21 protein-coding genes and 1 tRNA gene are annotated in these 22,806 nt (G+C 56.1%); 11 read left to right on the forward strand and 11 right to left on the reverse strand.

Annotated features, from left to right (window positions below; genetic code table 11):
- The first annotated feature begins 127 nt into the window (after positions 1-127).
- On the forward strand, positions 128-844 hold the full coding sequence (locus ACUXAC_RS19270) for an HPP family protein (RefSeq protein WP_387445055.1): 717 nt from the start codon (positions 128-130) through the stop codon (positions 842-844).
- 13 nt (positions 845-857) lie between these two features.
- Here the strand turns inward: ACUXAC_RS19270 and ACUXAC_RS19275 are convergent, their stop codons facing one another.
- The 3 genes from ACUXAC_RS19275 to aac(6') all read right to left on the reverse strand — a co-directional run bounded on the left by ACUXAC_RS19275 (position 858) and on the right by aac(6') (position 3,125).
- Positions 858-1,736, reverse strand: a complete 879-nt coding sequence (locus ACUXAC_RS19275; RefSeq protein ID WP_342179159.1) for an AraC family transcriptional regulator — start codon at positions 1,734-1,736, stop codon at positions 858-860.
- Between the two features lie 19 nt (positions 1,737-1,755).
- Positions 1,756-2,397, reverse strand: a complete 642-nt coding sequence (locus tag ACUXAC_RS19280; protein ID WP_122016778.1) for a YbhB/YbcL family Raf kinase inhibitor-like protein — start codon at positions 2,395-2,397, stop codon at positions 1,756-1,758.
- Positions 2,398-2,684: 287 nt separating this feature from the next.
- Positions 2,685-3,125 (reverse strand): aminoglycoside 6'-N-acetyltransferase, encoded by a 441-nt coding sequence (gene aac(6') / locus ACUXAC_RS19285; protein WP_033651281.1) that lies wholly within the window; start codon positions 3,123-3,125, stop codon positions 2,685-2,687.
- A gap of 175 nt (positions 3,126-3,300) precedes the next feature.
- Here aac(6') and ACUXAC_RS19290 point away from each other — a divergent pair, with 175 nt between their 5' ends.
- The 3 genes from ACUXAC_RS19290 (at position 3,301) to ACUXAC_RS19300 (ending at position 6,434) form a co-directional block, all read left to right on the forward strand.
- On the forward strand, positions 3,301-3,936 hold the full coding sequence (locus ACUXAC_RS19290) for a hypothetical protein (RefSeq protein WP_060660224.1): 636 nt from the start codon (positions 3,301-3,303) through the stop codon (positions 3,934-3,936).
- The gene (locus ACUXAC_RS19295; protein WP_387444987.1) at positions 3,908-4,123 is read left to right on the forward strand and encodes a hypothetical protein; all 216 of its coding nucleotides are present in this window, start codon (positions 3,908-3,910) and stop codon (positions 4,121-4,123) included. The genes ACUXAC_RS19290 and ACUXAC_RS19295 overlap by 29 nt, the downstream gene beginning before the upstream one ends.
- Before the next feature lie 526 nt (positions 4,124-4,649).
- A complete protein-coding gene (locus ACUXAC_RS19300; protein ID WP_454266834.1) occupies positions 4,650-6,434 on the forward strand; it encodes an AIPR family protein in 1,785 nt (594 codons plus the stop codon).
- A 311-nt stretch (positions 6,435-6,745) separates the two neighbouring features.
- Here ACUXAC_RS19300 and ACUXAC_RS19305 read toward each other — a convergent pair whose 3' ends face one another.
- Together ACUXAC_RS19305 and ACUXAC_RS19310 are read right to left on the reverse strand one after the other, a co-directional pair.
- Positions 6,746-7,405, reverse strand: a complete 660-nt coding sequence (locus tag ACUXAC_RS19305; protein WP_387444983.1) for a hypothetical protein — start codon at positions 7,403-7,405, stop codon at positions 6,746-6,748.
- A gap of 78 nt (positions 7,406-7,483) precedes the next feature.
- Positions 7,484-7,559: transfer RNA gene (locus tag ACUXAC_RS19310), tRNA-Ile, on the reverse strand.
- A 146-nt stretch (positions 7,560-7,705) separates the two neighbouring features.
- Here ACUXAC_RS19310 and mug point away from each other — a divergent pair.
- A complete protein-coding gene (gene mug / locus ACUXAC_RS19315; RefSeq protein WP_141960308.1) occupies positions 7,706-8,194 on the forward strand; it encodes a G/U mismatch-specific DNA glycosylase in 489 nt (162 codons plus the stop codon).
- Between the two features lie 16 nt (positions 8,195-8,210).
- Entirely contained in the window at positions 8,211-8,663 is a 453-nt protein-coding gene (locus ACUXAC_RS19320; protein WP_387444981.1) for a nuclear transport factor 2 family protein, read from the forward strand.
- Positions 8,664-8,718: 55 nt separating this feature from the next.
- Here the strand turns inward: ACUXAC_RS19320 and rpoD are convergent, their stop codons facing one another.
- The 3 genes from rpoD to rpsU all read right to left on the reverse strand — a co-directional run bounded on the left by rpoD (position 8,719) and on the right by rpsU (position 12,818).
- Positions 8,719-10,560 (reverse strand): RNA polymerase sigma factor RpoD, encoded by a 1,842-nt coding sequence (rpoD, locus tag ACUXAC_RS19325; protein WP_004937194.1) that lies wholly within the window; start codon positions 10,558-10,560, stop codon positions 8,719-8,721.
- Between the two features lie 157 nt (positions 10,561-10,717).
- Positions 10,718-12,466 carry a DNA primase gene (gene dnaG / locus ACUXAC_RS19330; RefSeq protein ID WP_025304325.1) on the reverse strand — a complete coding sequence of 583 codons (1,749 nt, stop codon included), beginning with the start codon at positions 12,464-12,466 and terminating at the stop codon, positions 10,718-10,720.
- Positions 12,467-12,602: 136 nt separating this feature from the next.
- Positions 12,603-12,818: a 30S ribosomal protein S21 gene (gene rpsU, locus ACUXAC_RS19335; RefSeq protein WP_001144069.1), complete on the reverse strand. Its 216-nt coding sequence runs from the start codon at positions 12,816-12,818 to the stop codon at positions 12,603-12,605.
- Between the two features lie 325 nt (positions 12,819-13,143).
- Between rpsU and tsaD the strand changes: the two genes are divergently transcribed.
- A complete protein-coding gene (gene tsaD / locus ACUXAC_RS19340; protein WP_049198481.1) occupies positions 13,144-14,157 on the forward strand; it encodes a tRNA (adenosine(37)-N6)-threonylcarbamoyltransferase complex transferase subunit TsaD in 1,014 nt (337 codons plus the stop codon).
- Between the two features lie 30 nt (positions 14,158-14,187).
- On the opposite strand, the gene plsY is transcribed toward tsaD, so the two are convergent.
- Positions 14,188-14,832, reverse strand: a complete 645-nt coding sequence (plsY, locus tag ACUXAC_RS19345; protein WP_049198480.1) for a glycerol-3-phosphate 1-O-acyltransferase PlsY — start codon at positions 14,830-14,832, stop codon at positions 14,188-14,190.
- A gap of 107 nt (positions 14,833-14,939) precedes the next feature.
- Between plsY and folB the strand changes: the two genes are divergently transcribed.
- Both folB and bacA read left to right on the forward strand, forming a co-directional pair.
- Complete coding sequence (gene folB, locus ACUXAC_RS19350; protein ID WP_019453081.1) at positions 14,940-15,299, forward strand: bifunctional dihydroneopterin aldolase/7,8-dihydroneopterin epimerase; 360 nt, start codon at positions 14,940-14,942, stop codon at positions 15,297-15,299.
- A gap of 132 nt (positions 15,300-15,431) precedes the next feature.
- The gene (gene bacA, locus ACUXAC_RS19355; protein WP_025160107.1) at positions 15,432-16,256 is read left to right on the forward strand and encodes an undecaprenyl-diphosphate phosphatase; all 825 of its coding nucleotides are present in this window, start codon (positions 15,432-15,434) and stop codon (positions 16,254-16,256) included.
- Positions 16,257-16,295: 39 nt separating this feature from the next.
- Here bacA and ACUXAC_RS19360 read toward each other — a convergent pair whose 3' ends face one another.
- Together ACUXAC_RS19360 and ACUXAC_RS19365 are read right to left on the reverse strand one after the other, a co-directional pair.
- Positions 16,296-17,540 carry a multifunctional CCA addition/repair protein gene (locus ACUXAC_RS19360; protein WP_197796853.1) on the reverse strand — a complete coding sequence of 415 codons (1,245 nt, stop codon included), beginning with the start codon at positions 17,538-17,540 and terminating at the stop codon, positions 16,296-16,298.
- A gap of 122 nt (positions 17,541-17,662) precedes the next feature.
- Complete coding sequence (locus ACUXAC_RS19365) at positions 17,663-18,283, reverse strand: TIGR04211 family SH3 domain-containing protein (protein ID WP_019453078.1); 621 nt, start codon at positions 18,281-18,283, stop codon at positions 17,663-17,665.
- A gap of 278 nt (positions 18,284-18,561) precedes the next feature.
- Between ACUXAC_RS19365 and ACUXAC_RS19370 the strand changes: the two genes are divergently transcribed.
- Both ACUXAC_RS19370 and glnE read left to right on the forward strand, forming a co-directional pair.
- Positions 18,562-19,869, forward strand: a complete 1,308-nt coding sequence (locus tag ACUXAC_RS19370; RefSeq protein WP_060424745.1) for a CYTH domain-containing protein — start codon at positions 18,562-18,564, stop codon at positions 19,867-19,869.
- Positions 19,870-19,914: 45 nt separating this feature from the next.
- Entirely contained in the window at positions 19,915-22,752 is a 2,838-nt protein-coding gene (gene glnE / locus ACUXAC_RS19375) for a bifunctional [glutamate--ammonia ligase]-adenylyl-L-tyrosine phosphorylase/[glutamate--ammonia-ligase] adenylyltransferase (RefSeq protein WP_141960302.1), read from the forward strand.
- Positions 22,753-22,806: the final 54 nt, after the last annotated feature.

The raw sequence follows: 22,806 nt of genomic DNA on the forward strand, positions 1-22,806 counted from the left end.
GGGGAGGCTAAAAATCAATCTGTTAGCCTAAAAGTTCTTGGGCGGCGCGGTTTACGGCGCCGTGAGTTCCTTCAGGGTGATGTGATATATTTGTTGCCAACACGTGAATTGAGCCGTATTGGGTAACATGAAGACGCAGTGGATAGAACGAGTAAAAGTGGGATGCGCGCGCCTGTGGCCGCACCCGCTGGCGGTGGGCAAGCGAGAGATGCTGATTTCCAGCGTCGGCGCCGGTTTGGGGCTGATGCTCGCCGGCTGGATCAGCCACTTTATTTTGGGTGAGGTGAACCTGTGGTTTATCGCGCCGATGGGCGCTTCGGCGGTGCTGCTGTTCGGCGTGCCCAACAGCCCGCTGACGCAGCCCTGGTCGATCGTCGGCGGCAATGCGCTGGCGGCGACGGTGGGCGTCAGCGCCGGTCTGCTGATCCCCGATCCGGGCCTGGCCTGCGGCGTGGCGACGGCGGTGGCCATCGGCCTGATGTTCAAGCTGCGCTGCCTGCATCCGCCGGGCGGCGCGGTGGCGCTGACCGCCATCCTCGGCGGCCCCGGCATTCACCAGATGGGCTATCACTTTGTGCTGTACCCGGTGCTGCTGAACTCGGTGCTGCTGGCGGCGCTGGCCATTCTGTTCAATAACCTGGCCGGGCGACGCTACCCGCACGCGCTGGCGCCGGCGGAGGCCAAGCCGGCCAATCTGCCGATCGATGCCGTTTCCATCACCCGCGCCGATCTGCACGAGGCGCTGATGGAGGGGGATCTGTTCGATATCGATGAGGACGATCTGCAGGAGATCCTGCTGCGCGCCGAGCAGCTGGCGCATCAGCGGCAAAGCAAGATTGCCTGATCAGCCCAGCGTTTTATCTGATGGCGGAAGGCGCGTAACCAAAACGCTTTTGAAAGCGTTCGCTAAAGCGCGCTCTGGATTTGTAGCCGCAGGCTTCTGCAATGCGGGTCATATCCCATCGGGTGGTTTGAACCAACATCATGGCGTGATGCATACGGACGTCTATCAGTAAGTCTTCGAAGCGCGTCTGTTCGGCGGCAAGACGCCGCCGCAACGTTGCCGGGCTCATCGCTAACGTTTTTCCCGCTGTTTCCGCCGTCCAGTTTTGTTCCGGAGCCTCAAAAATCAAGGTGCGCAGGCGCTGTGATGCGCTATCCAATGGCAAATGCGTGAAAACATGCCCCCGTTCGGCCAGCGCGGTCAAAAAGTCCAACAGGCGATATTGCAGGCGAATATCGCTGATTTCTTGTTTTTCCACGCTTTCAATCACGTGATAAAACGTCGCCGACAGATCTTCGTTCAGAGGCAGCGTGTTACACGCGTAGTCTGTATAGCGAATGGGGGCCGAAGCTTGCCGGTTTCGGTGAAAGGTATCCAGCAATTCTGCCGACAGCGTCAGGAATAGCGAGCGAAAAGGCCGATCGATGTCGACCGGTGTTTTGACCAAATCTGCACGGGTATTGGGGGCGATCAAGACCAGTTCGTCGGGGTTCTCCAGAGAGAGGTGGTGTGAGGCCGTTGTAATATCGAGCTGGCCGGCCACGATCAACAAGACCGTCGCTTCATGGAAGACGAATTGCGGCGTATGCAGCTGGCGTTTCAATGTCGGCTGACACACCCCGCATAGCCGGCGCCTTGACACCGGAGCCCCCGAAGGAGAATACCAGGGCAAACGCTTCGCATCTGGCTCGCGTCTGGTTTTCATTGGCCTGGAGGAACTGTTCCGGTTCATGCTCGGCTCCTTCATGGGGTTATTTCACCCTCGGCGCTACGTTAGGGTTCAGGCTGTAGAGCCCTGTCAGGCTTGCCTGGGCTAACACTGGCGCTTCCGCCAGGGCGGCATTCACATTAGCCCCTGTCAAAGGCCCCTGCACATCCAAACCGGGGGTAGCAAGCGCATAAACCGTGAAAATATAATGATGAACTAACGTATCGTTCCACGGTGGGCATGGGCCATCGTAACCGTAGTATTCCCCCTTCATCTGCTCGTCGGCGGCAAACCAATCGGTATAGTCATTGATGCCGTGGCGATAGGCTGAGGGGGCGCTTGGCCCGGCTTTGCCACGCGGCGTTACGCCGTCCGATTGAGAACCCGCCGCAATTTCTACGGTACTGGCCGGAATATCCAGCAGCAGCCAATGAAAGAAATCAACGCGCGGCAACGATGCGGGCACAACCCGACCCTCTTGATTCACATCATCACCACGGCTTGGCACGTCGGGATCATGGCAGACGATCACGAAAGACTGCGTGCCTGCAGGCACTTCACTCCAGGCCAGATGGGGGTTGCGATTTCCCGATAAAGCGACATGGTTGGCGGCATCGGGGACAGCGAAGGCGAACTCACCGGGAATGAACTCTCCTTCTTTAAAGCTTTGGCTGGTCAGTTTCATAAATGCCAATCTCCTGTTCTATTGAGCGGTATCTGCGGGTATGTGATGTCCCCATTATAAGTTTTTCAAAATAAAGTAAGGCGACAAATCCAATCAAAATAGAACCAATTACGCTAATTGTGATTGTATTTGATAGCCTTATGTTGATGGGCGACCGATTCGGTTGCTGTGTCGGTGAGAGTGCCACGGCAAACGCTGGATGGGGATGGGGGTTGGTTAATATTGGTGGGGAAGAGGCTGCTGCGCGCCGAGCAGTTGGTGCATCAGCGGCAACACAAGGTGCCTGATCAGCCAAGCGTTTTTCGGTAAAACACCACCCGTTCCGTTTCTGCAAAGCCCAGCGCCGCATGCAGGCGCTGGGAGTCCAGATTGGCGATATCGGTATCCGACGCCAGCTCGCTGCACCCCTGCTGCTTGGCCCACTCCTGCACCTGCGCGATCAGGCGCGCCGCCCAGCCCTGGCGGCGGGCGCGTTCGATGGTATAAATCCCTTCCAAAAACGCCACCGGCGACGATTCGCAGCCGTTGACATAATCGTAGCGCAGCGCGACCTCGGCAAAGCCAACGAAAGCGCCGTCCAGCCCCCGCGCCATAAACGCGGTGTGGTGCGGCGAAGCCAATATTTCGCGCATTTCTGCGCGGTGTTCTTCCCGCGGGCAGGTGGGCCACAGCGCCGAGCGCAGCGCCAGCCAGGCATCAAGGTTGTCGTGGTCGCAGTTGACGATCATGCAGGGGCCTTATGAGTCGGAATAAATCAGGAATGCCGAGAGGGAAGTGTGGCACGGCAGCGGGAAACAAAAAAGCCATTATGCCGAGGGGCGCCCTTCATTAGGATGAAAGGGGTGTTGATATTTTAAGCGAAGTTAGTATAGGGTACGGCCAGGGCGCTGATAAGGGATTGTTATGGATGCGAAAGCCGTAGCTCAAGGAATTCTTGAGGGAATAGAGTCTTTACCAAGGGGCATTGCCTATAGTGCTCGTAGGACATGGCAGGGAGCAGGGCTCGGCGGTCGAGAGCTTAAGCGCCGCAATGAAATCGAAACGGAACGGTTCATCAAGGTCGTTCGTGCCGGCTATGGTATCGAAGCCCCGCTACGTGAGCTGATAGCGGTGATTATCCGTGACTGCTATCAGCGGATGGATCTGCAAACACAAACCGTGCTAAGCCAAAAATTAAACCATGTAGAGGGTTATCTTACAGGACGTATGGGGACGCAGTTCATTCTGGTTCAGCAAATCACACACCATATTTTGAAAAAGGTTATCGGCAGCACACTTTTCAAATGGGTATTCAAAGGTGTCACCATTGCTGGGCTAAACATCATTCTTTTACAAGGAATTATTGAACAGGCCGCCGTTTCTTCGCGTCGTTTGCGGGAACAATATCCCTCAACGTACCATAAGCTCACGCCACGAAATTTGGACATGATCTACTTTCTGGCGGAGGAGTATCTTGAACCCTTTGTTGCCTATACCAGCAAATCGAAAATGTTCTGTGAAGGTGTGAATCATGAGCTATCTAAAGTCTTGGGGCAGTAAGCTCGGTAAAGGATTGTCGCACCTTGTGGAAGCGATTTTGGGCGGGATATTTTCTGTCGCTGCGTTTGGCTCACTGTTCTGGTTCGACGAATGGTGGCAACGAATTCTGAGCGCGGCAATATTCCTGTTACTGGTGTTTGTCACTATTGCTTTGTGTAGCCTTGTGAGAGGCGAGCGAAAAAATTAAGCTATTAATCGCTGGTCGTTGTTGCATCCTCATAAGGTAATTCATAATCGCGCGAATCTCATCATATCTTCTGCTGGGGCCGGCAGGTCTGGTGCGATATTGAAGTCTTTTACATATTGTGGCACCTTCTCAAAGTCATTACTGAGAATCCTTTTGAACAAAAAACTGTTACAGTACGTGGCACCTATTGGGGGGGGGTGTTACCAGTCAATAATTATCAATCAAACTATTTTAATTTAAATTATCGCTTGATGATATTATTGTTTTTTATATATTTTGTATAGAGGTTGACTAATTTTTCAGAACTTAAACTGATGCTCAATAACTTATAGGTGAGTGATGATTTTATGTTACCTTGATGATTATTTAGGTAAGTAGGCATTTTTACCAATAATTACACACTCTCTACACTCGTATCGTCATTCGTAATTCTGTGATTTAAGTCACGTTTTATATATTAATTAATGAGTAAATAATAAACTCTAATTACTATTGCTATTTAACGTAAATAAGGAAGATACACAGTATGCCGTACACGTCCTTTGATGAAAGTCAATTCATTCAAGCTTTAAACCAACGTGATGATCTCGATCCATTTTTGGAAAATAAAATCGCAGCTTTTGGGATGGAGTTGTGCTTTGGGATTGATGATCCGATTGCAACGTTGATGCCTGCTGTAACTGGTGGGGGCGGTGATGCAAAAATAGATATTCTTTACGTCAACAGAGATATGGGGATTATCGTTGTCTGCCAAGCATATCAATCGAAAAACCTGCGGGTAAGTGCTAAAGGTAACAAAGGTACTGATTTAGGGCATGCGATGGCAGTAATTCTTTCTACTGATGAGGCTAATTTACCTGCTGGGGTTTCTCCGCATATATTAGATGCAAGGGAAGCGATCCGTGAAGGAACTATTCGGGCTATACACGTATGGTATATCCACAATTGTCCTGAGAATAAAACAATCCAAAGTGACATGGGGCTTTGCGTCGCAGGTGTCAGAAATCAATTAGATAAATATGGTGAAGTAGCAAAGAATATTGCATTACAGTTTAGAGAGGTAGGTTTGGAAACTCTAGATAGTTTCTATAGATCTTCCTCTCAGGCTATCTCTGTTGCAGATAAGTTTGAGTTTGATGTACCCCGAAAGGGCTTCTTGATGCAAGATGCTGCCTGGAAGACATTTATAACTACAGTTAATGGGGAGTGGCTTGCAGAACTGTATAGGAATTATGTAAGTGAAGGTCTTTATAATCCTAATGTGCGTGGATTTATGGGGGCTAACAATAAGGATTCTGATAAGGTTATTAATGCTGGAATTCAACTTTCGGCTCAATCTTCACCACATGATTTCTTTGTTTTCAACAACGGAATCACAGCGTTGGTCCATGATTTTGAGTTAGATAACGACGTAAAAATTAAATCCATCACGGGCATAGGCATTGTAAACGGAGCTCAAACTACTGGTTCTTTAGGTGAATTAGGACATGACATAGATTTATCTAATATAGAAGTTGGAGTTAGGTTTATTAAATGTGAAAGTAAAGATACAGTTAGATCTATAACTAAGTTTAATAATAGTCAAAATAAAGTTATTCAGTCTGATTTTCGTGCGAATGACAATATTCAAACACGGCTGAGAAGTGAATTTAAAAAATTAAAAGTTGCTGAATATGACGGAGGCTTACGTGGGCATGTATTTACAAACAAGAAACATAAAATCGAATCACATACCGCAGCGCAAGCACTAACGGCTTGGCACGGAAGTCCCTATGACAGTTATCATAATAAAATGCAAATATGGGAGCAGGATGACCATTATAAAGTTGCATTTAATGAGACTATTTCAGCACAGCATATATTATTTGTTTATTCTTTAAATGAGGCTCCGAACCTTTTGAAGTCTGAGCTTCAGGAAAGCAGTAAGCAAGGGCAATTGAAACAAGATGAAGAAAACTTATTATCATTTCTGAATGAAAGGGGAAGTGCATTCATGACTGTTCATGCTATGAGCGGTCTTTTGGAAACATTACTCAATGGAAAAATACTTTCGCCATATCAGATAGGATTTAATACAACAGTTTATAAGGAAGCTGCGTGCATGCTTTGGAAAGATCTGTTGAAATTATTTGCTAGATACATATTTATGCTCAAGCCAGGTGTAGCTGGAAGATTATCAAATAAAGGTGAAATAGCAAAGGCAAAAGATGATTTTGTTCGTGCTGCTGGAACTATTGCTGAGGTTATGAAGGAAATGAAAGGTGTTAATCCTTATAAGTTTTTTATCAGTAAGATAGAGAATAAAATATAAATAAATAGGGTATAGAGGATCTTTACTCTATACTCTTATTTCTTCCTGTTTTTATATCATGGCGTGAATTACTCAGTTTTATTTATTCGTACATATGATAACTCTTTTTCCAGCCATCAACCGGAATTTTCCAGATTCCATTTTTCAAGGATTAGTTATTCCGAGTGCTGTTTTATTCCTCCAGTCAGTGTTATGTTTATCTTCCCCCGGAAATTTCAAAAATGTGTGGAGCTCAAACTGGTGTGCTTACATACTGACCTAGCAACGAAGACTGTTCAACTTTATGAAGAACAGTTCATCCGGCGGGCTTTTTATCGCAGAAGACCACTAGTTAGCTCTTTACCAGTACAAGTCTTGTAGAGAGCCTTTATCTCTTTTTCAATCCAGGCAATTTCCTCAAGAGCGTAACTCGAAAAACCAAGCATAACATTTTGAATTCCTATTATTTCTGCTGAGTCTTGATGATCAATTAAAGATTCATGAAGGTGCTTTATTTCAATGACAGCTGTGTATGCCGCATTCACTTTTTCATAAAAAGAAGAATCAATTTTAGATGTATCGTATAAGTATTTTTCAAATGTAGTAGTTGATTGCTCAGGGAGCATTCCACCTAAGCGTTCAGCCCCATTTTTGGAGATCAAATAGCGAATTTTTCCAGCGGTAGTTTTGAACACCTTAAGCTCAAATGGGCATTCATCCTCAGGTGCTTTTTCGAATGGCGCGAATATTTCAGATAGTTTTTTGATTTGCCCCGCTCTGTACCAAGCTAGCTGACATTCGCGAGCAAAGATCCGTTTCAGAGCACGAATCTCATTTTTCCTCACCCTACACTTGCGCCGTCCCTCGAGAATTTCTCTTAGTATAAAAAGGCAAATTGCTACAACTGCAGATGCTGGAATCAGTGCTCCGCTAGATAAGCTACTTTGCAGTAAGTCAATCCATTCACATTGCACCGCTTGTTCTATCGCCATTATATCGCCACTCCAAATTTGAAAACAAAAAAGCCACTCAGTTAAGTGGCTTTTTTGTATGATTTTAAAACAAAAATTTGGTGGCCCCTGTTGGGTTTGAACCAACGACCAAGCGATTATGAGTCGCCTGCTCTAACCACTGAGCTAAGGGGCCAAGCCGCGAGATTATAGGGAATCCTTAAGCGGCGGTCTACTGTTACCCGCCCGTATGTTGCTTTTCTGCACAGTTCTAGCCTGTTGTAATTGCTGGCGGATTTTGCGATAACCGCAGTAAATCCCTGCAATGGACTCACGATACTCATGGAACTTCTGGCGCCCAACCTGCGGGTGGTGTTTTGCGGCATCAATCCCGGCCTTTCTTCCGCCCATCAGGGCTATCCTTTCGCCAACGGCAGCAACCGCTTCTGGAAGGTGATCCATCAGGCCGGCTTTACCGCGAGCCAGCTGGCGCCGGAGCAGTGGCAGCAGCTGAAGGATAATGGCTGCGGCATTACCGCGCTGGTGGCGCGCCCGACGGTGGCGGCCAGCGAGCTGTCGCGCGACGAGCTGCGCAGCGGCGGCGAGGCGCTGCAAGAGAAAATCCTGCGCTATCAGCCGCGCGCGCTGGCGATTTTGGGCAAGCAGGCGTTTACCACCGCCTTCGGGGTGAAAAACGCGCCCTGGGGCAAGCAGGCGCTGATGCTGGGGGAAACCGAGGTGTGGGTATTGCCCAACCCCAGCGGATTGAATCGCGCCACGCTGGAGCAGCTTACCGCCAGCTATCGCGAGCTGTTCCTGGCGTTGCAATGACATAAGGGAGTATGCGATGACATCGATAATGAAAGGCTGTGTGATGGTGCTGTTATTGGTGACCGGCGCTGCACAGGCGGGGCATTCACCACAGGAAGCGCGCAACAAGCAGAACGTGCTGGAGTTTTATCGGCAGGGGCTGAACAACAAGGATTTTGCGGCGGCGCGGCCGTTTTTGGGGGAACAGTACAAGCAGCATAACCCCAACGCCAAAGACGGCGTGGCGGGTTTTCGTCAATTTGTCGAGCTGCTGAAAACGCGTTACCCCAACTCGCACAGTGAGGTAAAACAGGCGTTCGTCGACGGTGACTATGTGATTTTGCATGTGGAAGTCAGCGGGCGCGAGGCCGGTAAAACTGCGGCGATCGTCGATATCTTCCGTCTCGACAGCGCCGGAAAAATCGTTGAGCACTGGGACGTGACGCAGCCGGTGCCGGAGAAGACCGCCAGCGGCAACAGCATGTTCTGAGGCATAAAAAAACCCCGGCAGGCCGGGGTTTTTGTTTTGAGTGCAACCGCCGGACTTAGTCGTCCAGGAAGCTGCGCAGCACTTCGGAGCGGCTTGGGTGACGCAGCTTGCGCAGCGCCTTGGCTTCGATCTGACGAATACGCTCACGGGTAACGTCAAACTGCTTGCCAACCTCTTCCAGCGTGTGGTCGGTGTTCATGTCGATGCCGAAACGCATGCGCAGCACTTTCGCTTCGCGCGCGGTCAGGCCGGCCAGCACGTCGTGGGTGGCGGAACGCAGGCTTTCCGAGGTCGCGGAATCCAGAGGCAGCTCGAGGGTGGTATCCTCGATGAAGTCGCCCAGATGCGAATCTTCGTCGTCGCCGATCGGCGTTTCCATCGAGATTGGCTCTTTGGCGATCTTCAGCACTTTGCGGATCTTGTCTTCCGGCATCAGCATGCGCTCGGCCAGCTCTTCCGGCGTCGGCTCGCGGCCCATCTCTTGCAGCATCTGGCGCGAAATACGGTTGAGCTTGTTGATGGTCTCAATCATATGCACCGGGATACGGATGGTGCGCGCCTGGTCGGCGATGGAGCGGGTGATAGCCTGACGGATCCACCAGGTGGCGTACGTCGAGAACTTGTAGCCGCGGCGGTATTCGAACTTGTCTACCGCTTTCATCAGGCCGATGTTGCCTTCCTGGATCAGATCCAGGAACTGCAGGCCGCGGTTGGTGTATTTCTTGGCGATGGAAATAACCAGACGCAGGTTGGCCTCAACCATCTCTTTCTTCGCGCGGCGAGCTTTCGCTTCACCGATCGACATGCGACGGTTGATGTCTTTGACCTGCTCGATGGTCAGGCCGGTTTCTTCTTCGATCTGACGCAGTTTCTGCAGGCTGCGCTGCACGTCTTCAGCCACGTCTTTCAGCTTTTCCGACCATGGCTTGGCCATCGCCAGCGCGGCTTCGAACCAGGAATCGCTGGTTTCGTTGCCGGCGAACAGGGTGACGAAGTTTTTCTTCGGCATTTTGCACTGTTCAACGCACAGCTTCATGATGATGCGTTCCTGGGTGCGAACCCGGTCCATCATGGTGCGCATGCTGTTGACCAGGAAGTCGAACTGCTTCGGCACCAGGCGGAACTGCTTGAACACTTCAGACAGCTTCAGGATCTCGTCCGCGGCGCTGGCGTGGCTGCGGCCGTTCTTCTTGATCACCAGACGCGTCGCTTCATACTGATCGCGCAGCTCGGCGAACTTCTGACGCGCCAGCTCAGGATCGATGCTGTTGTCGTCTTCGGTATCGTCGTCTTCGTCGTCTTCATCTTCTTCGTCGTCGTCTTGCTCTTCGCTCGACAGTTCAGAACCGATGTGGGTGGCGGTTGGGGCGATGTCCTCTTCCGCGTTAGGATCGACGAAGCCGGTGATCAGATCGGACAGGCGCGCTTCGCCCGCTTCGACGCGATCGTACTGCTCAAGCAGGTAGGTAATGGCTTCCGGGTATTCGGCAACCGAGCACTGAACCTGGTTGATGCCGTCTTCGATGCGCTTGGCGATGTCGATTTCGCCTTCGCGCGTCAGCAGTTCGACGGTACCCATTTCGCGCATGTACATGCGCACCGGGTCGGTGGTGCGGCCGATTTCGGATTCCACGCTGGACAGAACCTGTGCGGCGGCTTCTTCCGCATCTTCGTCCGTGCTGTTCGAGTTTTCGGCGAGCAGCAGGTCATCGGCGTCCGGTGCTTCTTCCATCACCTGGATGCCCATGTCGTTAATCATCTGGATGATGTCTTCGATCTGATCGGAGTCGACGATATCTTCCGGCAGATGGTCATTGACCTCAGCATAGGTCAGATAGCCTTGCTCCTTACCACGGGTGACAAGTAGCTTCAGCTGTGACTGCGGGTTTTGCTCCATAAGACGGTATCCACACTTCAGAGTATTTAGGTTGGTGTCGGTCGGCGAAACCGCCAACAATAGCATTTGGGGCGTTTTCGTTATCGCCGCGGCCCACTATGGCGGCACTGTGCAGGGCTCTGCCCTCGCAATTATCGGCACTTAAGCCGTTTGGTATTCAGTTTTTCTTCGCTAAAACCTGGTTGAGAGAACGGACTTCTTCACGTTCCTCCGGGCTCAGGCCGCGCGTTCTGGCCTGGGCGATCAGCGTTTCCAGCCGTTGCTCGAGCACCGAGTCGTACAGGCTGGCCAACGTATCCAAAAAGGTCTGTTCGACCATGTCCTCAACGATCATATGGTTCCATGTCGCCAAGGTTTCAAGCTGCTGGCTGAATTTGTTGTCGCGATACAGCTCCAGCAATTGCCCGGTCGTCAGGCCCGGCTGCGCCAAACAGGTCTGTACCAGTTCGACGAACAGCGGCAATCCCGCCTGTTTGGTCTGCTCCAGCCCTTCAAGCGAAGGGATAAGTGTAGCCAACTGCGGATTTTGCACCAGTAACCCTATCAGTATACGCATGGTTGTGCGTTTTAGCTGGGGCGCCTGATAAGGATTCGCATTTTCCGCCTGCTTGGGCATCAGCTTGTCGAGCTGGCTGTCGTCCAGCAGCCCCAGCTTGTTGCCGAGCTCCTGACGCAGGTACAAGCGCAACGTTTCGCCCGGCACCTGAGTAATCAGCGGCAGCGCCAGCGTGCTCAGCTTGGCGCGCCCGTCCGGGCTGCTCAGATCCACCTGCGGCAGCAGACTTTCGAACAGGAACGTGGACAGCGGCTGCGCCTGCTCCATTCGCTGTTCGAAGGCTTCTTTGCCTTCCTTGCGCACCAGGGTGTCCGGATCTTCGCCGTCGGGCAAAAACATGAACCGCAGCTGGCGCCCGTCGTTCAGGTACGGCAGCGCGGTTTCCAGCGCCCGCCATGCCGCCTCGCGGCCGGCGCGGTCGCCGTCGTAACAGCAGACGACGTTGTCGGTGGCGCGGAACAGCAGCTGAATGTGTTCAGCCGTCGTCGAGGTTCCGAGCGAGGCGACGGCATAATCGATGCCGAATTGCGCCAACGCCACCACGTCCATATACCCTTCCACCACCAGCAGCCGCTGGAGGGTAGGGTGGTTCTGCTGTGCTTCATACAGGCCGTACAGCTGGCGGCCCTTATGGAAAACTTCGGTTTCCGGCGAGTTCAGGTACTTCGGCATACCGTCACCCAATACGCGGCCGCCGAAGGCGATCACGCGCCCGCGCTTGTCGCGGATGGGGAACATCACCCGTTCACGGAAACGGTCGTACGAACGCCCCTGATCGTTAGTCACCAGCATGCCGGCATCGTTCAATGCGCGGCGCGAGTCGGCGTCGCGGCCGAAACGCTTCAGGGCGTTGTCCCATCCCGCCGGCGCGAAGCCGATGGCGAAATGGCGAATAACGTCGTCACTTAATCCGCGCTGCTGCAAATAGCTGCGCGCCGGTGCCCCGGAGGACTGCTGCAGTGACTGTTGATAGAACGCGCTGAGCTGCTCCATCAGTTGGTACAGGCTCTGGCGCTGATGGCGTTCGATCTGGGTTGGCCCGGTGCCCGCTTCATAAGGCACTTCCAGCCCGTGCATGGTCGCCAGCTCTTCGATGGTTTCGACAAACTCGAGTCGGTCGTAATTCATCAAAAAATCGACGGCGTTGCCGTGCGCACCACACCCAAAACAGTGATAAAACTGCTTTTCGCCATTAACGGTAAAGGAAGGCGTCTTTTCGTGGTGGAACGGACAGCACGCGTGGTAGTTCTTGCCTTGCTTCTTGAGCTTCACGCGGGCGTCGATCAAGTCGACGATGTCGGTGCGAGCCAGCAAGTCATTGATAAATACGCGCGGAATTCGTCCAGCCATAAGCCCTTACTTCATTAGCCTATAAACGAGAACAAGCCGCGCATTCCTTTCGGAAAGCACGGCCTTCGTATGCAACTACTCGGTCTGCGCGATTTTGAAAATCAGAAATTCACGCGGTGGGGTTGCCCCCGAAGAATTAATACAGACGAGTGCGGCGTGCGTTTTCGCGAGCCAGTTTCTTCGCGTGACGTTTCACAGCAGAAGCTTTAGCGCGTTTACGTTCGGTAGTTGGTTTTTCATAAAACTCACGACGACGAACTTCAGCTAAAACACCTGCTTTTTCGCAAGAGCGTTTGAAACGACGCAGAGCAACGTCAAATGGCTCGTTTTCACGTACTTTAATTACCGGCATGTGCCTCTCACCTCAATAAAATTCGGTTTGTTGCTGGCCAAGCGCCAGCCTTTTCAAAATGGTGCGGAATTTTACTCCAATGGATGCTGCTTTGTAAAGCATCACCGCAAATTGAAACCCGCGTCGCTCTGCCGCAACGTGCGCAATTTTGCACCGGGCGCTGATTATAGACTAATCAGAAAAAAATGCTCGTGTTTAATCGCCTGGGCATTTTCTGGATGAATCATCGACATAGGTGCGAGCCGGTGACAAGATGCGCCGCGCTGGCGGTAAATGCGGCGGAATGTGGTAGACTGGCGGCCGCACGTGAATGATGGGAAATGTAATGCGAGTACTGGGTATAGAAACGTCCTGCGATGAAACCGGAATTGCAGTGTATGACGATCAAACCGGTTTGTTGGCCAACCAATTATACAGCCAGGTGAAGCTGCACGCCGACTACGGCGGCGTGGTGCCGGAACTGGCCTCGCGCGATCACGTGCGCAAAACCGTGCCGCTGATTCAGGCGGCGCTGAAAGAGGCCAACCTGACTCCGGCCGACATCGACGGCGTGGCCTACACCGCCGGGCCGGGCCTGGTGGGGGCGCTGCTGGTCGGCGCTACCGTGGGGCGCGCGCTGGCGTTCGCCTGGAACGTGCCGGCGGTGCCGGTGCACCATATGGAAGGCCACCTGCTGGCGCCGATGCTGGAAGATAACCCGCCGGCGTTCCCGTTCGTCGCGCTGCTGGTCTCCGGCGGCCATACTCAGCTGATCAGCGTCACCGGCATCGGTGAGTATGAACTGCTGGGCGAATCGATCGACGATGCCGCCGGCGAAGCGTTCGACAAAACCGCCAAGCTGCTCGGCCTGGATTACCCCGGCGGGCCGATGCTGTCGAAGATGGCGCAGCAGGGCACGGCGGGGCGTTTCACTTTCCCGCGGCCGATGACCGATCGTCCGGGCCTGGACTTCAGCTTCTCCGGGCTGAAAACCTTCGCCGCCAACACCATTCGCTCCAACGGCAACGACGATCAGACGCGTGCCGACATCGCCCGCGCCTTCGAGGATGCGGTGGTGGACACGCTGGCAATCAAGTGCAAACGCGCGCTGGAGCAGACCGGTTTCAAACGCTTGGTGATGGCCGGCGGCGTGAGCGCCAACCGCACGTTGCGCGCCAAGCTGGCGGAGATGATGCACAAGCGCGGTGGGGAAGTATTCTATGCCCGCCCGGAATTTTGCACCGACAACGGCGCGATGATCGCCTATGCCGGCATGGTGCGCCTGAAGAGCGGCGCCAGCCCGGAACTGAGCGTTTCGGTGCGGCCGCGCTGGCCGCTGGCGGAACTGCCTGCGGTATAAAGCAAAGGGCCGGATAATCCGGCCCTTCTGTTATTCGTCTTTCGGCCGATCGCCGTTATCCGCATCTGCCTGGTTTTTCTTCTTGCGGAACTTGCCCCAGATCTTGCCTTCCTGGCCGCGCCACAGGCGCTGAATATTGTCGTGATGCCGCATCAGGATCAGGCAGGAGAGCATCGCCACCGGGAAGGTGAACTGCGGTTTGAACCACCAGACGTAGAACGGGGCGATCAGCGCGCTGACGATGGCGCCGAGCGAAGAGTAGCCGCTGAGCAGCACCGTCAGCAGCCAGGTGCCGGTCATCAGGCCGGTCAGATCCCAACCGATAGGCGCGATGGCGCCAAACGCCGTCGCTACGCCCTTACCGCCGCGGAAGTGGAAGAACACCGGATAGATGTGCCCCAGGCAGGCGGCGATCGCCGTCAGACCGAGGTACAGCGGCGGCACATCGAGTTTGTAGGCCAGCCAGACCGGCAACATCCCTTTCAGAATATCGAATACCAGCACCGCCGCTGCCGCCAGCCGGCCGCCGATGCGCAGGACGTTGGTCGCCCCGGGATTTCCTGAGCCATGTTCACGCGGATCCGGCAGCCTGGCGATCCGGCAAACCAGGATCGCGCTGGAAATCGAGCCGCACAGATACGCGAAGATAATCATGCCAAGCGCGGTAGCACTCATAACGCGGTTCCGTTTAATAATGGTCGTTTTACTCGCAACATCTATGGATAATACGCACATTCCGCTGGAAGTGGTATCCGGCAAGGCCAAAAACAGAGAATGACGTGATGGATATCGTATTTATTGAAGAGCTTACCGTAATTACCACCATTGGCGTTTATGAGTGGGAACAGGGCATTCGTCAGAAGCTGGTGTTCGATATCGAAATGGGCTGGGATAACCGGCCGGCCGCCGCCAGCGACGACGTAACTGACTGTCTGAGCTATGCCGACGTCAGCGACGCCGTGATCCAGCACGTGGAGTCGAACCGTTTTGCGCTGGTGGAGCGAGTGGCAGAGGAAATATCTGAAATTTTGCTTCAGCGCTTCAATTCCCCCTGGGTCCGTATTAAGGTCAGCAAACCGGGCGCTGTAGCACATGCCAGTCGGGTCGGCGTGATCATTGAGCGCGGCACTCGTCCCGCATGATTTTATGTCATCTGCTTGCAACGAAAGACCGTTAACCTGGTCTTAATCCTGAGAATTGTTTTAGCGGCATTGTCTTTAAGCATTGCCGCTTTTTTATGTGATAGCCGTTATTTTATGGGGTGAGCGAAGCACATGGCAGACATGCATTCACTGTTTATTGCGTTTGTTCTTGGGGTTGTCGAGGGATTAACCGAATTTCTGCCGGTTTCTTCCACCGGGCATATGATCATCGTCGGCGAGTGGCTAGGCTTTACCGGCGACAAAGCCAAAACCTTTGAAGTCATTATCCAGCTGGGGTCGATCCTGGCCGTAGTCGTGATGTTCTGGCGCCGGCTGTTCGGCCTGATCGGCATCCATTTCGGCGGCAAGCCGGTGGAGCACGAGGGCAAAACCAGTGGCCAGCTGAAGCTGGGGCACATCCTGTTGGCTATGATCCCGGCGGTGGTGCTGGGCCTGGCCTTCCATGATTTCATCAAGTCGCTGTTCGCGCCGAAAAACGTGATGTACGCGTTGGTGGTCGGCGGCCTGCTGCTGTTGGCGGCGGAATGGCTGAAGCCGAAGAAACCGAGCGCGGAAGGGCTGGATGACATCACCTACCGCCAGGCGTTCATGATCGGCTGCTTCCAGTGCCTGGCGCTGTGGCCGGGCTTCTCCCGTTCGGGTTCCACTATCGCCGGCGGTATGCTGGTGGGCGTGAACCGCTATGCGGCGTCCGAGTTCTCCTTCATCCTGGCGGTGCCGATGATGATTGGCGCCAGCGGCCTGGATCTGTACAAGAGCCTGCACTTCCTGACCTGGGGCGATCTGCCGATGTTTGCCGTCGGTTTCATTACGGCCTTCGTGGTGGCGCTGATTGCGATCAAGACCTTCCTGTCGCTGATCAAACGCATCTCGTTCGTGCCGTTCGCCATCTACCGCTTTATCGTGGCAGCCGTGGTTTACATGGTATTCCTGTAAGCCCGACGCCAAGAAAAAACCCCGCTCTGCGGGGTTTTTTTATGCCTGATCGTTGATAATCGTTTGGCTGAGCTTCCAATCGGCCAGCGCCTGCTGGCGGCGGCGTTTGAGCTCGTCGCGGATCGCGGTGCCCTGTAGCCCGCTGGCCACCACTTCTTTGATAGATACCGCGTTCGCCACCTGATACGCCTGGCGCAGATAGTCACCCTGTGGATAAGGGTTCTCCTCAAAGCCGGTGCGGCCGCGTGCGTCCGCTTCGCTGGTCAGGATCATCTGCTCCAGCCTCTGGGGCTTGCGCCAGACGTCGATGGCGTCGAACAGCTTCAGCAGGGTTTCCGGCCGCAGCTTGTTCACGGTGTGGATCAGGTCATGGTACTCGGCCACCAGCTTGCTCAGATCGCGCACCGGGTTGGGCACCCGCAGCCGCTGGCACAGGGCTTCGACCAGCCGCACGCCCGCCGGGCCGTGGCCGTGGTGATGCGGCCAGAATTCTTTCGGCGTCAATCCTTTGCCGAGATCATGGCACAGGGTGGCGAAGCGCACGTCCACCTCCGGCGTGAGGCGGGCGGCAATCGCCAGCGCCATCAGCGTGTGCACGCCGGTGTCGATCTCCGGGTGCCACTTGGCGGGGGCCGGTACGCCGAACAGCGCGTCGATTTCCGGGAACAGCACCGCCAGCGCATCGCAGTCGCGCAACACCTGAAAATAGACCTGCGGGCTCTGGCTTTGCAGCGCCTTTTCGGTTTCCTTCCAGACACGTTCGGCGGTCAGCGCCGCCAGTTCACCGCCGTGCGCCATTTGGCGCATCAGCGCGAGCGTTTCGTCGGCGATGTGAAAACCCAGGTGGGCGAAGCGAGCGGCGAAGCGGGCCACGCGCAGTACGCGCAGCGGATCTTCGCCGAACGCGTCGGAAACGTGGCGCAGCACGCGCGCCTGCAGATCGGCCACGCCGCCGTAAGGGTCAATCAGCTCCCCTTCGGCGGAGCGGGCGATGGCATTGATGGTCAGATCGCGCCGCAGCAGATCTTCTTCCAGCGTCACGTCCGGCGCGGCATAGCAGGTAAAACCGGTGTACCCCTGGCCGGATTTGCGCTCGGTGCGTGCCAGCGCGTACTCCTCATGAGAATCGGGATTGAGGAACACCGGGAAATCTTTGCCGACCTGCTGATAGCCCAATGCCAGCAGCTCCGCCGGCGTGGCGCCCACCACCACCCAATCATGATCGACCACCGGAATGTCGAGCAGGCTGTCGCGAACGGCGCCGCCGACCAGATAAATCTGCACTGTTGACTCCTGAATATCGTGTAAGGCTCTGTCTATCAGATTACATGAATTGGCCGCGGGATGTCGGCACCAATGAAAAGGGCGCCCGCAGGCGCCCATACTCAAACTGAACGATACTGAGATCAGTTCATCCAGCGGTTGTTGTTCTTGCGGCGCGGGATCAGGTGCGGCAACAGCAGGCCCAGCAGCAAACCGACGCCGGCGACGCCGCCGCCGTACATGAACCACTGCAGGATAATGGTGCGCTGCTTGTCGTCGAGCTGCAGGTTAACGGCGTTGACCTTCTTCTGCGCGACCACCAGCTGGTTTTTCAGATCCTGGTTTTCCTTCTGCAGGCTGCTGATGGTGCTGTCGCTGCCCGCGACTTTCTCCTGCATTTCCGAGGTGCGCTGGTTCCAGGTGTTGTCGATGTTGGCCAGCTTGTCGGTCAGGGTTTTCACCTGCTGTTCCAGCTCGGGCACGCGGGTGCGCAGGCTTGGCGTCTGGCTGAGCTGGTCGAGCGGGATCCAGGTGGTGCGGCCTTTCGGATCGCGGATCTGGCCGTAGTTGGTGCTGTCGTTGACGCTCAGCAGGGTGACTTCTTCACCGGCGTTCAGAGTGCCGACAATACGGTACTGATTACCTGGGCCGCTATGGACGTAAGTGCTTAACTCATCGGAGATATAGCGTTTATCTTCGGCATGTGCGGCCCAAGTGATGCTGAAGCTCAGCGCGGCAAGGCAAATCAGGCGTAATTTCTGCATTAGTTCATCGTTTCTGGGTGAATTTATGGAACGATAGTAGAGCGTTCAGTCTGACGACGCAACGCCAAAACCGGAATGAGAACTATCTTACTGTGGCTGATTCTGTGAGTTGCGCAGCGTTTTATAACGTAACAGGTTTTTTCTACAGTTAGCAGGGTTAAGGCGCCGGGAATCGCGGTAAGATAATGGCAACTGTGCGTCATTGGGCAGCATACGGCGGGCCGAACGCGCCGCGCTGAAACTGACGCGAATGCGTAACTTATTGGTGTTAAAGAATTATGACCGTTGAAATTGAACTGAAATTCATCGCCGCGCCGCAAGCGGTGGCCGCTCTGCCACAATGGCTCGCCGCCTGGCCGCATCAGCATTCCGCGCCGCAAAAGCTGACCAACATTTACTTCGAAACGGCCGACAACGTCCTGCGCCGTCACGACATGGGGCTGCGCATTCGCGGTTTCGACGATCGCTATGAGATGACCATCAAAACCGCCGGTAAAGTGGTGGGCGGCCTGCACCAGCGCCCGGAATACAATGTCGCTATCGCCGAGCCGCAGCTGGCGTTGGCGCAGTTCCCTGCCGACATCTGGCCGCAGGATTGCGATATCGCGGCGCTGCAGCAGGCGTTGCAGCCGCTGTTCCGTACCGATTTCGTGCGAGAGAAGTGGGTGGTTACTTACGGCCAAAGCGAGATCGAGATTGGCCTGGACCAGGGCGAGGTGCGCGCCGGTGACCTCAGCGAAGCCCTGAGCGAGGTAGAGCTGGAGCTGCTGAACGGCAATACCGCCGATCTGCTGGCGTTGGCCGGTGAGCTGGCGGCGCACGGCGGGCTGCGTCAGGGCAGCCTGAGCAAGGCGGCGCGTGGTTACCACCTGGCGCAGGGCAATCCGCCGCGCGAGGTGCGCCCGCTGCGGGTGCTGAAGCCGGCGGCGAAGGCGACCGTGGAGCAGGGGATGATCGCCGCCTTCGAGCTGGCGCTGGGCCACTGGCAGTACCACGAAGAGCTGTGGCTGCGCGGCGACGCGCAGGCGCGCGCTTCGGTGATTGAGGCGGTCGGAACGATTCGCCAGGCGCTGGTGATCTTCGGCGGTTTGGTGCCGCGCAAGGCCAGCGCCGATCTGCGCGCCCGTCTGACCGAGCTCGAGCCGCTGTTGGCGGACAAAGCCGCGCAACCAGAGGCCCTGTGCTACAGCGCCACCTACCTGCAATGTAAGTTGGCGCTCACATCATGGCTGGTGAGCGGCGCCTGGCGGCCGTTTATCGATGCCAAAGCGCAGGCCAAGCTGGACGGTTCTTTCAAACGCTTCAGCGACATCATGCTGGGGCGCAGCGGTGCGGAGCTGAAAGAAGCCTTCAGCCGTACGCTGAACGAAGATGAATATCAGGAACAATTGCCGCGCCTGACGCGTCAGATTTCGGCGCTGGTCCTGCTGTCGGGTGCCTACCCCGACGAGCAGACCGGCCCTTATATCGAGGCCTGGCGCGAACTGCAGGCGGCGCTGAGCGAGCGCCGTCAGGGCTGGTATGAAGCCAGCCGCAAACAGGCCTTATCGCATGCGCCATTCTGGTTAAACGGCGCGCTTCGTTAATCAAGCCGGCCCGCCAGCCGTGGGCCGCAGAACGGGTCATACACTATGTCGCCACTTTCAGCCGCGTTACAGGCTCAGGCACAGCAGGTTGTGCAGCGTTTTCAGGAAGTTCACGGCGCGGACAGCGCCTTTAGCGAACAGGAGCAGTGGGTGCTGGCGTCGAGCGACTTCGTCAGCGACGCGCTGCTTGCTCAGCCGGCCTGGCTGGCGACGCTGCGCGAACAACCACCGGCGCCCGGCGAGTGGCAACACTATGCCGCCTGGCTGCAGGACGAGCTGGAAGAGGTGCGCGATGAGGCGCAGCTGATGCGCACGCTGCGTCTGTTTCGCCGTGAAACGCTGGTGCGCATTGCCTGGGCGCAGGCTCAGGGGCTGTGTTCGACCGAAGAAACGTTACTGCAGCTGAGCGGATTGGCGGAAACGCTGATCGTCAGCGCGCGCGACTGGCTGTACCAAACCTGTTGCCGCGAGTGGGGCACGCCGTGCAACGCCGCCGGTGAACCGCAGCCGCTGCTGATCCTCGGCATGGGCAAGCTGGGCGGCGGCGAGCTGAATTTCTCGTCGGATATCGATCTGATCTTCGCCTACCCGGAAAACGGCCAGACTCAGGGCGGGCGGCGCGAGCTGGACAATGCCCAGTTCTTCACCCGCCTTGGCCAGCGGCTGATCAAGGCGCTGGATCAGCAGACCATTGACGGCTTCGTCTATCGCGTCGACATGCGGTTACGGCCGTTCGGTGACAGCGGCCCATTGGTGATGAGCTTTGCGGCGCTGGAAGATTACTATCAGGAGCAGGGGCGCGACTGGGAGCGCTATGCGATGGTGAAGGCGCGCCTGATGGGCGGCGCGGAAGACGCCTACAGCCAGGAGCTGCGCAAAACGCTGCGGCCGTTCGTGTTCCGCCGCTATATCGATTTCAGCGTCATCCAGTCGCTGCGCAACATGAAGGGCATGATCGCCCGTGAAGTGCGGCGTCGCGGCCTGAAGGACAACATCAAGCTGGGTGCCGGCGGCATTCGCGAAATCGAATTCATCACCCAGGTATTCCAGCTGATCCGCGGCGGCCGCGAGCCGGCGCTGCAGGGGCGTTCGCTGCTGCCGACGCTGCAGGCGGTGGGTGAACTGGGGCTGCTGGAGGCCGAGCAGGTGCGGGCGCTGAGCGCCGCCTACCTGTTCCTGCGGCGGCTGGAGAATCTGCTGCAGGCGATCGGCGATCAGCAAACCCAGACGCTGCCGCAGGATGCGCTCGATCAGGCGCGGCTGGCCTACGGCATGGGGCTGGCGGATTGGCCGGCGCTGATGGCGACGCTGGAGTTGCACATGCAGGCGGTGCGGGCGGTGTTCGATGACCTGATCGGCGACGATAGCCCGGATGTCGGCGAAGATCCCGACTATCAGCACTACCACAGCCTGTGGCAGGACGCGCTGGAGGAAAACGAGCTGGCGCCGCTGACGCCGCACCTGGACGAAGAGGGGCGCCGACAGATGCTGCGCACCATCGCCGATTTCCGCCACGACGTTGACAAACGCACCATCGGCCCGCGCGGCCGCGACGTGCTCGATCAACTGATGCCGCGCCTGCTGGCTGAGGTGTGCCCGCGCCAGGATGCGCCGACCGCGCTGGTGCGGCTGGCGCAGCTGCTGCTCAGCATCGTCACCCGCACCACCTACCTCGAGCTGCTGGTGGAGTATCACGCGGCGCTCAGCCATCTGATCCGCCTGTGCGCCGCGTCGCCGATGGTTGCCAACCAGCTGTCGCGCTACCCGCTGTTGCTGGACGAACTGCTGGATCCGGCCACGCTGTATCAGCCGGTGGCGCTGGACGCCTACCGCAGCGAGCTGCGCCAGTACCTGCTGCGGGTGCCGGAAGACGACGAAGAGCAAAAGCTGGAGGCGCTGCGCCAGTTCAAGCAGGCGCAGCAGCTGCGCATCGCCGCGGCGGATATCGCCGGCGCGCTGCCGGTGATGAAAGTGAGCGACCACCTGACTTATCTGGCGGAGGCGATCATCGACGCGGTGGTGCAGCAGGCCTGGAGCGACATGGTGGCGCGCTACGGCCAACCGACCCATCTGCAGGAGCGCGAAGGGCGCGGCTTTGCGGTGATCGGCTACGGCAAGCTGGGCGGCTGGGAGCTGGGTTACAGTTCCGATCTCGATCTGGTATTCCTGCTGGATTGCCCGCCGGAGGTGATGACCGACGGCGATCGCTGCATCGACGGCCGTCAGTTCTACCTGCGGCTGGCGCAGCGGGTGATGCATCTGTTCAGCACCCGCACCTCCTCCGGCATTCTGTATGAGGTGGACGCGCGCCTGCGGCCTTCCGGCGCTGCGGGGATGCTGGTCAGCACCGTCGAGGCGTTCGCCGATTACCAGCAAAACGAAGCCTGGACCTGGGAACATCAGGCCCTGGTGCGCGCGCGCATCGTGCATGGCGACCCGGCGCTGCATCAGCAGTTCGATGCGATCCGGCGCGAGATCCTGTGCAAAACGCGCGATGCGGAGATCCTGAAGCGCGAAGTGCGCGAGATGCGTGAAAAGATGCGCAACCATCTCGGCAACAAGCAGCGCGATCTGTTTGATATCAAAACCGATGAGGGCGGCATTACCGACATCGAATTTATCGCCCAATATCTGGTCTTACGCTATGCGCCGGGTGAACCGCGGCTGACGCGTTGGTCGGACAACGTGCGCATCTTCGAGCTGATGGCCAATTACGACATCATGCCGGAAGAGGAGGCGCGCGCGCTGACCCAGGCCTATGTCACCATGCGCGACGAGATCCACCATCTGGCGCTGCAGGAGCATTCCGGCAAGGTCGGCAGCGGGCTGTTCGCCGCCGAGCGCGAGCAGGTGCGCGCCAGCTGGGCCAAATGGCTGGATTAATACCTTTTTGCGGGTATTCCGGCGGTCTGTGGTAATATCTGCGCCACTAAAATT

Source organism: Serratia sp. 121840015-1 (assembly GCF_053627655.1).

Coding starts and splice junctions, on each gene's coding strand:
- ACUXAC_RS19270 (WP_387445055.1), top strand. CDS start 128: ATGAAGACGCAGTGGATAGAACGAGTAAAAGTGGGATGCGCGCGCCTG.
- ACUXAC_RS19275 (WP_342179159.1), bottom strand. CDS start 1,736: ATGAACCGGAACAGTTCCTCCAGGCCAATGAAAACCAGACGCGAGCCA.
- ACUXAC_RS19280 (WP_122016778.1), bottom strand. CDS start 2,397: ATGAAACTGACCAGCCAAAGCTTTAAAGAAGGAGAGTTCATTCCCGGT.
- ACUXAC_RS19290 (WP_060660224.1), top strand. CDS start 3,301: ATGGATGCGAAAGCCGTAGCTCAAGGAATTCTTGAGGGAATAGAGTCT.
- ACUXAC_RS19295 (WP_387444987.1), top strand. CDS start 3,908: ATGAGCTATCTAAAGTCTTGGGGCAGTAAGCTCGGTAAAGGATTGTCG.
- ACUXAC_RS19300 (WP_454266834.1), top strand. CDS start 4,650: ATGCCGTACACGTCCTTTGATGAAAGTCAATTCATTCAAGCTTTAAAC.
- ACUXAC_RS19305 (WP_387444983.1), bottom strand. CDS start 7,405: ATGGCGATAGAACAAGCGGTGCAATGTGAATGGATTGACTTACTGCAA.
- mug (WP_141960308.1), top strand. CDS start 7,706: ATGGAACTTCTGGCGCCCAACCTGCGGGTGGTGTTTTGCGGCATCAAT.
- ACUXAC_RS19320 (WP_387444981.1), top strand. CDS start 8,211: ATGACATCGATAATGAAAGGCTGTGTGATGGTGCTGTTATTGGTGACC.
- rpoD (WP_004937194.1), bottom strand. CDS start 10,560: ATGGAGCAAAACCCGCAGTCACAGCTGAAGCTACTTGTCACCCGTGGT.
- dnaG (WP_025304325.1), bottom strand. CDS start 12,466: ATGGCTGGACGAATTCCGCGCGTATTTATCAATGACTTGCTGGCTCGC.
- rpsU (WP_001144069.1), bottom strand. CDS start 12,818: ATGCCGGTAATTAAAGTACGTGAAAACGAGCCATTTGACGTTGCTCTG.
- tsaD (WP_049198481.1), top strand. CDS start 13,144: ATGCGAGTACTGGGTATAGAAACGTCCTGCGATGAAACCGGAATTGCA.
- plsY (WP_049198480.1), bottom strand. CDS start 14,832: ATGAGTGCTACCGCGCTTGGCATGATTATCTTCGCGTATCTGTGCGGC.
- folB (WP_019453081.1), top strand. CDS start 14,940: ATGGATATCGTATTTATTGAAGAGCTTACCGTAATTACCACCATTGGC.
- bacA (WP_025160107.1), top strand. CDS start 15,432: ATGGCAGACATGCATTCACTGTTTATTGCGTTTGTTCTTGGGGTTGTC.
- ACUXAC_RS19365 (WP_019453078.1), bottom strand. CDS start 18,283: ATGCAGAAATTACGCCTGATTTGCCTTGCCGCGCTGAGCTTCAGCATC.
- ACUXAC_RS19370 (WP_060424745.1), top strand. CDS start 18,562: ATGACCGTTGAAATTGAACTGAAATTCATCGCCGCGCCGCAAGCGGTG.
- glnE (WP_141960302.1), top strand. CDS start 19,915: ATGTCGCCACTTTCAGCCGCGTTACAGGCTCAGGCACAGCAGGTTGTG.